General features: G+C 66.9%; 13 protein-coding genes. 4 read left to right on the top strand and 9 right to left on the bottom strand.

The genetic code is table 11. The features are described 5' to 3' along the window. Positions 1-642, top strand: a 642-nt coding sequence (locus ACWD6N_RS27990; RefSeq protein ID WP_450005300.1) for an HAD family hydrolase, incomplete at its 5' end; no start/stop codon positions are given. Positions 643-1265: 623 nt separating this feature from the next. On the opposite strand, the gene ACWD6N_RS27985 is transcribed toward ACWD6N_RS27990, so the two are convergent. The 5 genes from ACWD6N_RS27985 to uppS all read right to left on the bottom strand — a co-directional run bounded on the left by ACWD6N_RS27985 (position 1266) and on the right by uppS (position 7550). Next, complete coding sequence (locus ACWD6N_RS27985) at positions 1266-1898, bottom strand: hypothetical protein (RefSeq protein WP_450005299.1); 633 nt, start codon at positions 1896-1898, stop codon at positions 1266-1268. Between the two features lie 592 nt (positions 1899-2490). Next, on the bottom strand, positions 2491-3060 hold the full coding sequence (locus ACWD6N_RS27980; RefSeq protein WP_450005302.1) for a pentapeptide repeat-containing protein: 570 nt from the start codon (positions 3058-3060) through the stop codon (positions 2491-2493). Positions 3061-3096: 36 nt separating this feature from the next. Continuing rightward, positions 3097-4508, bottom strand: a protein-coding gene (locus ACWD6N_RS27975; RefSeq protein ID WP_450005298.1) for an IS3 family transposase whose coding sequence is annotated in 2 segments (ribosomal slippage) — positions 3097-4175 and positions 4175-4508 — 1413 coding nt in all. Because the reading frame shifts where the segments join, the coding sequence is not laid out codon by codon here. Positions 4509-4610: 102 nt separating this feature from the next. Then, positions 4611-5294, bottom strand: coding sequence for a hypothetical protein (locus ACWD6N_RS27970; RefSeq protein WP_450005297.1), 684 nt, complete (start codon positions 5292-5294; stop codon positions 4611-4613). 1473 nt (positions 5295-6767) lie between these two features. Then, a complete protein-coding gene (uppS, locus tag ACWD6N_RS27965; RefSeq protein ID WP_450005296.1) occupies positions 6768-7550 on the bottom strand; it encodes a polyprenyl diphosphate synthase in 783 nt (260 codons plus the stop codon). A gap of 253 nt (positions 7551-7803) precedes the next feature. Here uppS and ACWD6N_RS27960 point away from each other — a divergent pair, with 253 nt between their 5' ends. Further along, complete coding sequence (locus ACWD6N_RS27960; protein ID WP_450005295.1) at positions 7804-8124, top strand: hypothetical protein; 321 nt, start codon at positions 7804-7806, stop codon at positions 8122-8124. A 594-nt stretch (positions 8125-8718) separates the two neighbouring features. Here the strand turns inward: ACWD6N_RS27960 and ACWD6N_RS27955 are convergent. After that, complete coding sequence (locus ACWD6N_RS27955; protein WP_450005301.1) at positions 8719-9747, bottom strand: J domain-containing protein; 1029 nt, start codon at positions 9745-9747, stop codon at positions 8719-8721. Between the two features lie 254 nt (positions 9748-10001). Then, entirely contained in the window at positions 10002-10502 is a 501-nt protein-coding gene (locus ACWD6N_RS27950) for an HIT family protein (protein ID WP_354967059.1), read from the bottom strand. Positions 10503-10708: 206 nt separating this feature from the next. Here ACWD6N_RS27950 and ACWD6N_RS27945 point away from each other — a divergent pair, with 206 nt between their 5' ends. Together ACWD6N_RS27945 and ACWD6N_RS27940 are read left to right on the top strand one after the other, a co-directional pair. Further along, the gene (locus ACWD6N_RS27945; RefSeq protein WP_450005294.1) at positions 10709-11137 is read left to right on the top strand and encodes an FUSC family protein; all 429 of its coding nucleotides are present in this window, start codon (positions 10709-10711) and stop codon (positions 11135-11137) included. Beyond that, complete coding sequence (locus ACWD6N_RS27940) at positions 11086-11817, top strand: hypothetical protein (protein ID WP_450005293.1); 732 nt, start codon at positions 11086-11088, stop codon at positions 11815-11817. The genes ACWD6N_RS27945 and ACWD6N_RS27940 overlap by 52 nt, the downstream gene beginning before the upstream one ends. On the opposite strand, the gene ACWD6N_RS27935 is transcribed toward ACWD6N_RS27940, so the two are convergent. Continuing rightward, on the bottom strand, positions 11814-12227 hold the full coding sequence (locus ACWD6N_RS27935) for a nuclear transport factor 2 family protein (RefSeq protein WP_450005292.1): 414 nt from the start codon (positions 12225-12227) through the stop codon (positions 11814-11816). The genes ACWD6N_RS27940 and ACWD6N_RS27935 overlap by 4 nt on opposite strands. A gap of 82 nt (positions 12228-12309) precedes the next feature. Then, a complete protein-coding gene (locus ACWD6N_RS27930) occupies positions 12310-12861 on the bottom strand; it encodes a YdeI/OmpD-associated family protein (RefSeq protein ID WP_449938357.1) in 552 nt (183 codons plus the stop codon). Between the last annotated feature and the right edge of the window lies 1 nt (position 12862).

Here is a 12862-nt window from a genome sequence, read left to right as displayed (position 1 = left end):
GGCCCAGTCTGCGACATCTTTGCCGAATATCCTGCACCTCAAATCGCACAGGAACTTGTAGACCTGCTCGAAGAGTTGGGTCAACCTGTCGCCCCGGCACTGATCGGCGAGCGGGATCCTCTACAGGTTCTCCGAATCACTGGCCGCTTGTATTCGACCACGGTGCTCGGCAAGGTGGACGCGGCATTCCGTGCCGCTGAGTGCGCAGCCGCAAAGACAGCGATTCCCACGCCTGGCGTCGATGACGTGATCGAGTCCGCGCTAGCGACAGGGAGAACGCTGATTGTCGTAAGCAACAACTCGCGCGAAGCTGTCGTGGCTTACCTGAAGTCACACAGCTTGCTGGGTTCCTTTGAGGCTGTCATCGGCCGGTACGAGGGGTTGAACCCGGAACTACTCAAGCCGGATAGGCATCTACTGGACCTTGCCTTGGAAGGGGATGAGGCCCAGCGAGCGACGTGTGTCCTCGTAGGCGACTCCACGACCGACATCCAAGCCGCGCAAGCAGCAGGCGTCGGCAGCATCGGCTACGCGAACAAGCCAGGGAAGAGCGAGGCCCTTACCCAAGTTGGCGCAGACGCGGTCATCCGCCAGATGATCGAGCTTGCGACCGCGCTTCGTGACGCGCCTCGCGGCTGGTGACTTGGACAGCGCGGACAGGAAGCCGGCCGGACTGCCGGCGATGTTGTGCAAAGTTTCTGTACGTCTTCAAGGCGGCCCTGGACGGGCCGCACACGCCGCCGCCTGGGCGCGCGTCCGTCGCTCCGCTGGCGCTCCGACTCCGGCCACGACAACACGCCCGGCGGCTGGCGCGGAGAGCGGAAGCCCAAGGGGCCGCAGCAGAACGACAGGGTGGTGACCGGTGGGGTGATGAGCCGGCAGCCGGCCGAGCCGCGCGGCCAGTGACCCCGCGCGGCGCAGGGCAGCGGACGCCGGCCGCGTCGGCGAGTTGGCGGCGGTCGCGGGGTTGCGGCTACTGCGCCTCCGGCGGGGGCGCTCCGGCTCCAGGATGGTCGGGGCTGCGTCGGCGGGTCACGATCCGTGGATGGTTGCGGTAGGCCATCCCGCCTGCCATCGACCTGGGCAAGCCGAGCAGACCACCGCCCGGCCCGCCAGCGCCCGAACCTGCGTCAAGGTCCGCTTGACATGGCGGGCCGCGCGGCGGCCAGCTCCCCAAGAGGGCGGGTCGACGGCAGACGGGATGGCACAGGTTCGACGGCGTTAGGCGGAGAGGATGCCTGCCTGGTGTTATCAGCGTGGCACGATCAACTCCACCTAAGCCCGGCGAGTTGTTGCTTGAACTGTTTCAGGGTGAAGCCGTGGCTCTCGGGCGGTATAAGCGACAGGGAGTAGGTGACCTGCCCGAGCTCCCACCAGACCGTCCAAGAGCCTGGTGCGCCGTAGGTAGTGATGATGCCTTGCTGTGAGCGGATTGGGACCGTGGCGATAGTGGCGGGCCGGTGCACCCTGGTTGTGGGCTGCGCGTCGAGGAGCAGCATTGTGCCGCCAAGGTCGCGAAAGCTCTGAAACCAGCGTTCGTCGGGCCGCAGGTGTCCTCCGGAAGGATCCCACCGCTTGTCTGCAAGGACGTCCGGCACATCCCGCTGAAAGTAGGTCGGATGCGGCCGGGTGGTGGTGGCGTCGCGCAGAACTCTGTCACCGAGGGGTTTCTGCAGCGACACGAAAGCGGGCGCAGCGTCACCGGTGGTGGCGCATACTTCTTCCTCTGCTCGCACGATGCTCGTGGTCACCGAAATGACCACCTGGGTTTCGTCCTGATGGGTGATCGTCGCCTCGGGGGAACGCGTGGGCTCTCCGCAGATTGCACTGTCTATGCCGGTGGCCACGGTGATCGAGGTGTCGTCGCGAGCGACGACCGCGGCGACCCATGGCAGCACGACGGATCCATCCGGTGTCGAGGCTCGATTCTCATGCTGCGGTGCCGCCGACGCGGACGATGTCGCCTCTTGTGGAGGTTCCGCTACGGCGTCTCGGCGACCTGTTCCGCAGGCACCACATAGCGTCGCGACGAGCACTGCTGCGGTGATGCGCACACCCTTGCGCGAGCTAATGGTCACCACCGCAGCCTGCCAGAAAGTTGAAGCTCCCCGCTGCCCCTCACTGCACCGAGCCGGTGACCACCGACGAGCCAGCCGCTCGGGCGAGTGCTCCGGGATCTGTGGGCAGCCCTCGGGAAGGCTGGGCACAGATGGGACGCAAGATCGCAATCCGTTACCACCCTGGTGCCGTACCTCGCTACCTGGCATGGGCGACGAGGATGACCCACCGAGCGACTAATTGAGTGACGACCGAGGTGACTGCGCCCGGACGCCCACGGACAACGAAGGACGCGCGTGCCAGCGGTGAGCAGGGATCAGGGCAGGTCGTCCAGGGCTGATTGTTACCTGGGGGTCAAGGTCGCGGCTTGACACCTATAGGAGCATCGGGATGGCTGAGTCCGTACTGGTTGCACGTCATTTAGTACCCCGCTCAACGCTCCGCTACCGGCTGGCGCTCAACAGATTCGATCAGCACTCCGGGCATCCGGCTGAGCCAGGCAAGATTGAATCGCGCACCTTCCTCGACCATCGGCCAACGAAGCGACACGACGCCCCCAGCGAACTCTCCCTCGTTCAGACTCACCTCGGCCCGGCGGTCGAAGATCGCCCCGTCGAAGATCACGCGACCATCTTCAAACTTGGCTGAGGTGAACGACACTGAGCCCGCAATAAACTCGGCCACCTCGAAGGACACTTCCCCACCGGCGAAACTCGCGCGATCGAAGGACACCTCCCCGCCGGCAAACGTCGTCCGATTGAACGATACCCTCCCGCCGGCAAACGTCGCTTCGTCAAAGAACACGCTCCCGGCGCCGCCAAAGGTTGCCCCATCGAACGACACCTCCCCGCCAGCAAATCTCGCCCGCGTGAAGGACGCTCGCCCGCCAGCAAACGTTGACATGCTTAGATCGCCTCCGTCAAAGACGGCGCCGGTGAAGTCGAAATCGTGGCCTCGCCAGGAAGTCGAAAACTCGTCCGGGAGGCGTAGGTGCGCACCGATGAGCGGAACGTGTCAAGGAATTGAGGCCAACGGGAGTTAAGCGGCTTGGTGAGCGGGCTCGGTTTTCTGGTCGGGCTGGTTGATCCAGACCTGGTCGGGCAGGTCGAGGATCTTGGGTAGAGGTCGGGGTGCGCCGAACCGTTCCGGATGCGCGGTGCGGGCTGCGGCCAGGGTGTCCTGGCGGCCTGCGCGGACGTGGTGGTGGCGGCCGTGGTGGACGTCGGCAGGGGTGTGCAGGCCGATGCCGGAGTGCCGGTGGACGTGGTTGTACCAGGTCACGAAGTCGGTCATGAACGCTCGGGCGTGAGCCAGGGACGCGAAGCGGTCCGGGAAGACCGGCGCGTACTTGAGCGTCTTGAACCAGGCTTCGCTGTACGGGTTGTCGTTGGACACCTTCGGCCGCGAGTGCGACCGGGTCACCGTCAGGTCTTCGAGCAGATCGGCGACGGATTTCGAGGTCATCGAGGTGCCTCGGTCGGCGTGGACCACGTGCGGGACGCCGTGGACGTCGAATACCGCGCGCATCATCGACTCCGCAAGTGGCCCGGACTCGCGGGCGTGGACCCGGACGCCGACGATGTACCGGGAGTAGATGTCGATCATGACGTAGGCGTCGTAGTAGACGCCCTTGACGGGGCCGGCGAGTTTCGTGATGTCCCAGGTGTAGACCTGCCGGGGTGCGTCGGCGACCAGTTCCGGGCGCCGACGAGCGGGGTGCCGGGCCAGCCGGCGCCGCTCCTTGACCTGCTGGTGCTCGCGCAGGATCCGGTACATCGTGGCGATCGAGCCCACGTACACGCCTTGGTCCAGCAGCGCCGCGTAGATCTGCGCCGGAGCGGCGTCGATGAACTCGGCACTGTTCAACAGCTGCAGGATGCGCTCACGCTCAGCCGCAGTGAGCGCGTTCACCGGCCGCGGCCGGTGCGGCGGGGCGGGTGTCGGCCGGCACCGGTCTCGCTCAGCGCTGCAACGGGCGATCCCGGTCAACCGCTTCGCGTCCCGCGTCGTGGTCCCCGCGCCGGTTAACGCGTGGTAGGCGGCCATCAGCGTCTGCCGAGCCCGAACACGTCCGGACCGTCCGGCTCGCTCCTGGAGATGTCCTCCAAGAGCTCGCGCGCTTTTCCCATGATCGTCAACGCCGTCTCGGTACGGGCCAGCTTCGCCTGCGCCTGCTCCAACTCGCGCCGCAGCCGGGCGATCTCGGCCTGCTCCGCCGACGGCCTCCCGACCGTCTCCCCGGCTGGCTTACCCTGCAACAGACCCGCGTCACGGGCCCGGCGCCACTCCGACATCAACGACGAGTACAAGCCCTCCCGCCGCAGGAACGCCCCACCCTCCCCGGCCGCGACGGCCCGCTCATAGCCGGCCAACAGCTCCAGCTTCTGCCCCGGCGTGAACGACCGACGCGAACGCGGCCCGTCCGAACGAGGACCCCTCTTACGACTCATGACCCCATCTTGGGCCGCCACGACGTCAACAGCAGTATTCAACGAATCTCGATCCTGAACTCGCCCTGTCCGGCGGACTTGCTATGAGCCGCCGGCCTCAACTCACCCTGACAGACAGGGGAGGCGGACAACCGTGTGCCGCACCTCACGCTCCTGACGCGAGGCAAGCACGTCTCGCTTAAAATCTTCCGAGGGTACGAAGTTGTCCGGATCCAACCCGGTGTCCGGCTCCCACCCCTCGAACTCTGGAGGGGTGTACGGCATCCGTAGGTAGGCACAGAGCACGTCAATGCAGATTTGACGGCCCTCCTGCCAGTCGTCAGCGAGCCCAGCCATCGCGTACACCCCGGCTAGGCGTATCGCGGCTTTGTCCGATCCGAGCTGCTCGGACGCCTTGGCAAACCGTTCATTCAGCAGCCGTACGCCGTTCCGGTCAGTCTCGACCTGGGCCCGCTCGTCGGCTGCCTGCGCGAGCGCCTTGGTCAACTCGGCGCGCACGTCAGCCGAGTGGGCAAGCTCGTGGGCAAACTCGGCCAGCTTGTTAGTGTGCTCGGCCACCCGCTGACGCCGGTACGCCACTAGCAGCGCCGCCACCCCTCCGGTGCCTGCCACCACCGCGAAGACCAGCTTCAGCAGGTCGAAGAGGGTCCGGGCGGTCACTGTGCCGTCCCGACTGATCGCCGGGAACCCCGCATACCACAACGCGCCGCCCATCAGTCCGACCACGACAAGCAGCGCGGCAAGTATCGCCAAGCAGATTGCCCGGCGGATGCCCCACAGGCTCAACGCCGGTACCGGACTGTCAGCTGTCGGAACGGGGCGCACCTCGACGCCCGCAGGTGACGATGAGGTAGCCATAGCGGAGGGTGGTTCCACCGTCTGACCTTAGATAGCCCTGTCAACCCAGCGATGAGTGACGAACTGAGTGACGACGGGCAGGGACCACGGCGGACGCTGATGGACCACGCCGGACGGTTTCAGCAGCTCAGCCATACATGCCGTACAGGTCGACGGCGCGTGATGGTTCCTTCGGGACAAAGAGGTCAACCCTCGCCGGAGTGAGCGCGTTCGGCGAGGAGTGCCGCACCGAACCGACCGCTGGAGGCTCAGAGCAGCCGGTGAGGGCTCGTGCTATGCGCAGCGTCAACGCCTCGAAGCTGAGTGCTGGGGGACGGCTCGGAACGCTCGCCAGCGCCTAAAGACCTTCCATGGGCGGTCGAGCCAGTCGAGCACCCGACCCTTGGATGAGCGCAGCCGATCGGTCTCGTCCCCGAGGATGTACCACCCAATGTCGGGATCTCCCGAGTGCTCCGCCGCTTCCCAGTGCGCCACGGCGGCGCGGGATAGATCGTCAACCAACCGCTGAGGTACTCCGGCTCCCCGGAGAGCTACTTGGAGCTGACCTAGGTAGACCTGTAGGTCTAGCCAGTGGCCGCTTCCGCCCTTGGTCCAGACCTTGCGGTCAATCTCCACGAGGAGTTCGGCGGCCCTCCGCCGACCCTCATTGCGGCGACCGAGCGAGGCTATGCCGGCTCCGAGAAGCAGCGTTCCTACGGGCAGCAGCTGTTGTAGCAGGGTTGGCTCGCTCACGGCTTAGAAGCTACAGAAGCCCTTCACTACAGGGTTAGGCGCAGACGACCGCGCAGGTGGACCGACTATCGAGCATCGGCCCACGGGCTACCGTGCCGCTTCGCGGCTGCCGACGGCGAGCAGTCCTGGAAAGATCATCGGGCACACGGCGGGCACAAATGACACCGGCAATGGCTGTCAACCGGTGTAAGGCAACGCAAGAGTTCCCCCAGATCAGTAGGCCGTTCCGCCCGATTGCGCATGATCGAACGACGACCGGAGGGGTTCAGGGTTCAAGCCTCCGCTTCATGGCCTGGCGCTTGGCTGGGGTAGCTGCTCTACTGACGCGGTGCGCGCCCGCCTCGTTCTCTGCGTCACCTTGCTGGTGGCGGGTGCGATGGCGGCAGGGGCTGGGCTCATGGTCGCCTTGGGACACGTCGAGCAGCCAGGCCCCTTCAACGAGGCGATATTGGGTGCGGTGGGCGGGGGAATGGTCGGCGCGAGTTTCCGCCGTTGGAGGAAGCACCACTCCTCGGGCTCGGGGCACGCACGGGGCACAAGACAGCGTGAAACGTCGGCAACCAGCGACCAATGACATGAAGCCAAGACGGGACGTGACCAGCATGCCGGCCAGCCTGCCGCAGGTCACGCGAGGGCGGGTCTAAGTTCCGCTTCAACGTCTGACGGTTGTCACGTTCCGAATCGTCGACTGCGGGCCGAGTAGGAGCGCAGGGCACGGAGGAAATCGATCTTCCGAAAGCCGGGCCAGTACACGTCGCAGAAGTACAACTCGGAGTAGGCGGCCTGCCATAGTAGGAACCCGGACATGCGACGTTCTCCGCTCGTGCGGATGACCAGATCAGGGTCGGGTTGACCGCCGGTGTACAGGTGCGCCGCGAGACCGTCGGCGGTTAGCCGCTGTGCGACGTCGTCGAGGGTGGCGCCAGCTTGTGCCTCCTGCTCTAGCAGGGAACGAACTGCGCTGACGATCTCCTCGCGGCCGTCGTAGCCGATGGCGACGGTGAGGTGGAAGTCGGCACCGCGTTCACGGGTGGCGTCTTCCGCGAGTTTCAGGGCGTGGCGTGTCGAGTCGGGTAGGACGTCCGCGCGACCGGCCAAGTGCAGCTGCCAGGGGTTGGTCGGGCGGAGGAGCGGCTCCGCGACGACCTCCTCAATCATCCGCATCAGGTTCTCCACCTCTTCGGATGCCCGCTTACGCATGTTGTCAACGGAGGCGACAAACAGGGTGACGTGATGGATGCCCATCTCGGCGCACCAGCCCAGTACCTCGTGGATGTGTTCTGCGCCGTATCGGTGGCCCACCCGGGGGTCATCGAAGCCCGCCTGCCTGGCCCACCTGCGGTTCCCGTCCATCACCATTGCTACGTGCCGTGGCAGCGACTTACCGTCGAGCTGCGTACGGAGGCGGCGGGCGTAGAGCCGGTAGGCGGCACGGCGTAGAGGCGACGTCATGATCGAATGAAATCACCTCATTGAGGCTGGCGTCTGGTCGCCGGGCCGTCTATGGGCCGTCTGGGCCGTCGGCGGGCCGTCAAGCGCCGACCAAAGATGACCGTGAACGACCAGCAGCACCCATAGAAACACCAGGTCAGGCACCATGCAACGGCGGCTGAGCTGGTGGGCGACGGACGAGTCGACCTGTACGCCGGATTCCGCGGCACCGCATACTGATCGTCCACCCGTGCTCTGGCGAAGGAGGTGGGTCGTGGGCGTGGCGCAAAGGAAGGCTGTGCCGCTGCGTCGCACCCGGGCGTACTGGCTCCTCGTGCTGGCCTTCCGCTGCCAGCCGGTCGCGCTGGTGTTGGGCGGGCTGACGGCGGCATCGACGCTTGTTCAGGTTCCGCTGCTGACGACGGTGCTGGCCGCCTGCATGGCGGTCGTATTGCTTCCAGCCGTGGTCCTCGGGTTCATAGGAATGGCGATGCTATACGCGGGCGGGTTGATGCCGCGTGACGTCGCCCGTCGGCAGGCGATGGCGGGCATGCTGTGGCGGGACGCCGTGAGGCCTCTCAAGCGGGCGAGGTAGGTGACAGCAACCGAGGCGCGCGACGCCCGACCAGGCCGCATCCTGGCTGTCTCATTGGCCGGGGTGATGACAGGCTGGCCGTGACTCGGAGTGTGCCTCTTAATCCGCGGGTTCGGGGTTCGAGTCCCTGGCGGCGCACCAGCAATAATCTGGGCATTCGCCCTCACGGGTGGGTGCCCAGATGTCGTTTCGGGTGAGTGACGGCAGCGGTGTCACTCGTACGCGCCATCACCCCGCCCCAGGCTCAGCGAGCGCCTGCCAACCTGACCACGAACGTCCGTGCGATCTGAGAGTGGGCGAACGGGCGAGCCTCAGCAGCCCGTTCCCGGCGGGTTGGGACCCGGCGATCCGCCAGGGGTCGGCGGGTGCGGGCAGCCGAGCCTCAGTCGATTGTTCTGACGAGGCGGGGCCCGGAGCGCGGTCGACAGTGCGCGTTATACCTCAGAGTCATATGTATGCCTCAGAGGTATCGGGCTCCATGCCAACTGTCCCGCCCGCGCGGAAGGGCGGTAGCCAAGATCTGCGCAACGTCGGGAGGGGCAGGCATGGGCCGCAGGATGACGTTCGCCCCGTGGGCCGGGACCTTCGGTCAGTTCAACGTAGCCATTGGACGCGCTCTTCAATTCCGCCGATCGCTCCCCGCCACACACCGCTGAACCGCCCGACCTGGAGGGACGCAAGTTGGCGACGGGCGCCCCAGCCGACGACTGGCCTGTCAACGACACGAAACAGGTCGTCGAGGTAGTCCAGGGGCGAACCCACGGCCAGCTGCTTCAGCACATCGTCGAGCTCGAACGCCTCCGAGACCTCTCGAATGAGATCACGGTTGGCGATGAACAATGTCGGGACCCACTGCGCAGGCGGAAACCTCAGGCTGTAGGAGATGAGGTCGAAGTTGAAGCTGTGTTCATCGTCAGGCTCCGTCGCAGTTGTGCCCATACCGTCCAGGAAGCTGTCCCACCCCTTGATGGTGGCCAATTCATGGGCGTCGGTCCTGGCCACATACTTACGCATGGACTCTGCGGATCTGAATAGGAGCAGGCGACTCTGGGCGCCGAGGAATGCCGCGTCGGTCTGTTGGTCGTCGAGGTGTGCGCGAAGCGTGTATCCCCTTTCGCCGGATCGAAGTGTGATGGCAATCGGGTGAATAGTTGAACGCGGATTCGTTGAGGTGTCCAACTGGCCCGCCGGGAATCCCGGGTGCGTCCACTGTGCTCTGGGATTTTCGCGTTCGCGCGTCTCGCGTTCCCGGTCCTCACGTTCGCGGGCTTCGCGTTCGCGCTTCTGGCCCTCGCGCTTCTGGCCCTCGCGCTTCTGACTCTCGCGCTTCTGGCGTTCGCGGTCCTGGCGTTCGCGGGTGTCGCGCGCGCGGTCCTGGCGTTCCCGGGTCTGACGCTCGCGGTCCTGACGGGCGCCGGTGTGGACAGCTGTCAGCTGCTTGTACGCCGCGTTGAGCTGCTGCATTTGCCGGGTGACTTCCTCCCGGACCTTTGCAGGGCTCGACTGATGCCTGTCCGGATGCCAGATCTGCGCGAGAACGAGGTAGCGCTCCCGAATCTCCGCGACCGACGATTCGCGTGTCACGCCGAGAAGCGCGTACGGATCCTGGCCGTCAGGGAACATGATATCCACCGGATCTTATGAACACTCGGGGCGCGTGCCCGGTGATCTTAACAGCAATTGTCGATACATACCGCCCTGCCCTGCCCTGCCCGGCCGTTGCAGGTGTCCAATCGCGGGCTGGTCCTACGGTGCGGGCTGGTGAGCCTGGCGGCGGTGCGGCTGAGCGGCGTGGGCTCGTCCCGCGCTGCCGGTGGCATGTCGTACCGGACGGCCGTGCGGGGACAGGCCCGGCCGCGGCCGAGCTGGTACCGACCTCAGGCACTGAGGTGTCGGCGGATGTCTCGAGCGAGGGCTGCCTGCGCCTTGTCGTCGATTTCGAGGATGCCATTCTCGGCCATGAGGGCGTGGAACTGCTGCTGGTGGTAGGGCACGCCCGGGGGCAGCGGCGCGAGGTGCCAGTGAAGGTGCGCGTTGCCCTGTTGGCTGCCGAGGCTCAGGGAGTACATCCGCTCCGTGGGCAGTGTCGCGGCGAGCGCTGTGGCGACTGCGTACACGATGCCCTGGAAGCGGAGGAAGTCCTCCTGTGGCACGTCCCGTACCCAGCTCTCGATGTGCTGCCTCGGCGCGACGAGGCAGTAACCGAGCAACGTCGGGTCGCGAGCGAGGAAGGCGATGACGGTGTCGTCCTCGTAGACGACGTGGTGCCGATAGTCGGGATGGCCCGCCACGAGGGCACAGACAAAGCAGGGGCCGTCGCGGACGCGACGCTCGTACCGATCAACGTCAAATGCTGTCTTTGCCGGCTGGCCCTCCACCTGGGCAGCCTAAGATCCGGCGCCAGGTACCAGGAAGGCGTCGCAGGACCACCGGACCGCCCCTGTACGCCGGATAGGTTCGTGCGCGGTGGGTAGACGGCGCGCGTGCCGCGAACCAGGAGCCGACAGCCGACGTCGACCCGGCACCGAACGGGCGGTCGCGTGCTGGCCGGACGTTCGCTCGCCTGCGGGAGCGGGGGCAGCAGTTGGTACGCGCCCGCGTCTGGCGGTTACGCCTGTTCGGTCTGCTCGCCCTGCAGGCCGGCATCGCGGCGGCGATCGCCTGGTTCGTGGCGTACCGGTTCCTGGGCAATTCGAGCCCGCTCTTCGCGCCGACCACGGCGGTCGGCATCGTGGCCGCCGCGATGGGAACACGCCTGCGGCGCACGATCGAGCTGCTGGCCGGGTTGATCCTCGGGCTCGCCGTCGTTGACACGCTCATGCCGCTGTTCGGCATCGGGCCCTGGCAGACCGGGGTGGTCGTCGTGCTGGCGATCGTCGTCGCCATCTGCTCAAGGGCGGTGGCTCATTGCTCACCCAGGCCGGCGGTACCGCGGTGCTCATCGCCACCCTGGAGCCGCCGGTGCGTGAACTGTCCATCCCCCGCTTCGTCGACGCCGCGGTCGGGGGGCTGATCGGGCTGGCCGTTGGTCTGCTGTTGGTGCCCATCCACCCGCAACGGACGGTGCAGCGGCTGGCCGAACCGGTCCTCGATCCGGGGATGGCGGCCTTGCACGACCTGGCAGGCGCGGTACGCGCCCGTGATCTTGATGAGGCCCAGGGAAGCCTGCGCCGGTTGCGGAACCTCGACTCCCGGCCGAACGCGCTGGACGAGGGGCTCGCCGCCGCCCAGGAGGTGGTGCGATTAGCGCCACTACGCTGGCGCGACCGCACTTCCCTGGCCTTCTATACCCAGGCCGTCCGGCATCTGGAGCGCAGCCTGCACAGCAGCCGGTCCGTCGCACGGCGACTCACGACAGCCCTGAAGGACGATGAACCCATACCTGAGGAGCTGCCGGCGGCCATCGACCTGCTGGCCGACCGCGCGCAGGCCCTGAGGTGCACGATTCGCGCCGACGACGAGCCCCACCGTTCGCGCGGGCAGATCCTGCGGGCCGTCGAGCTGGCCGGGCGGGCGCAGGGACGGTCGTCGGACTTCGACCGCCCGCACACCCACCGGTTGGGTTACTCCGGGCTGATCGCCGTCGGTGAGTTTCGGACGGCCGCACATGAGCTGCTCATCGCCAGCGGGCTGGACACCGAGGAAGCGGCAGAGCTGGTCAGGCGGGCGGTGGATGGGGACGAGCCGGACTAAACGGCAGGGGCTGCCCCGAACAGGCCGGCGGGCGGTGCGTGGTGACCCTCCTTGACGTGCGAGTAGTCGCGAGCCTCCGCCACCAACCCGACTTCGTCGAAGCGCAACACCGTGCAGCCGGAGATGGTCGTCGGTTGACCATTGACGTAGATCACGGACCAGTACTCCACGGCAGCCACGTCACCGTCGACCTGCGGTTCGGCGAACCACACCTCCGCAGGGCGGGTCTCCTCGGCGAAGCACTCCTTCAGGTAGGTCCGAAGCCCAGAACGCCCGCCGTACGGGCGAAACATCGAGGCCCAGTGGTCGCCGTCCTCGCTCTGCAGGGCGGCGATCGCCTCGACGTCCCGGATCGGCCAGGCTTCGGTCCAGGTCCGGGCCCACCGCTGGGCCAACTTCCGAGTGTCCACGAACGTCTCCTCCGCCAACCGGTATCCCGCGTCACCGCAGTGATATCAGGGACCACTGACATCCCCGGGGAAGCCACACGGCCTACTCCTGAGCCGCCAGCCGCGCGATCGCCTGAGCCAGGACCTTCGCCCGAGTCTCCGGGGTGCGAGCCTTGAGCAGCGGCAGGATCACGGCGTACCGGGCGGAGCGGCCGAGCCGTTCGAAGGCGGCGGTCGCACGGGGTTCGCCGGCCAGCGCGGCGGTGAGATCGGGCGGGACGGCGGCGGTGCGCTGTGGCTCGTACGCTGCCTCCCACCGTCCGTCCGCCTTGGCGGCGGCGACCTCCGCGAGGCCCGCGGGCCGCATCCGCCCGGCCGCCGTCAGTGCCTCGACCTTCGCCACGTTGACCTGCGACCACGAGCTCCGTGGCCGGCGGCGCGAGTACCGCTGGAGGAACGACACGTCGTCGAGGCCCCTGCGCTGACCGTCGATCCAGCCGTGGCAGAGGGCCACGTCGAGCGCGTCCACGATGGTGATCGAGGGGAGCCCCGAGTGCCGCTTGGCGATCCGCAGCCACGCCTCGCCCCGCACGTCGTGCTGCGCGGCGAGCCAGGACTCCCATGCCATGGCGTCGGCAAAGTCGAGCACGTCCACG

This window comes from Micromonospora sp. NPDC005163, from assembly GCF_053599835.1.
This window is presented reverse-complemented; position numbering and strand designations above follow the sequence as displayed.

Coding starts and splice junctions, on each gene's coding strand:
- ACWD6N_RS27955 (WP_450005301.1), bottom strand. CDS start 9,747: ATGTTCCCTGACGGCCAGGATCCGTACGCGCTTCTCGGCGTGACACGC.
- uppS (WP_450005296.1), bottom strand. CDS start 7,550: ATGACGTCGCCTCTACGCCGTGCCGCCTACCGGCTCTACGCCCGCCGC.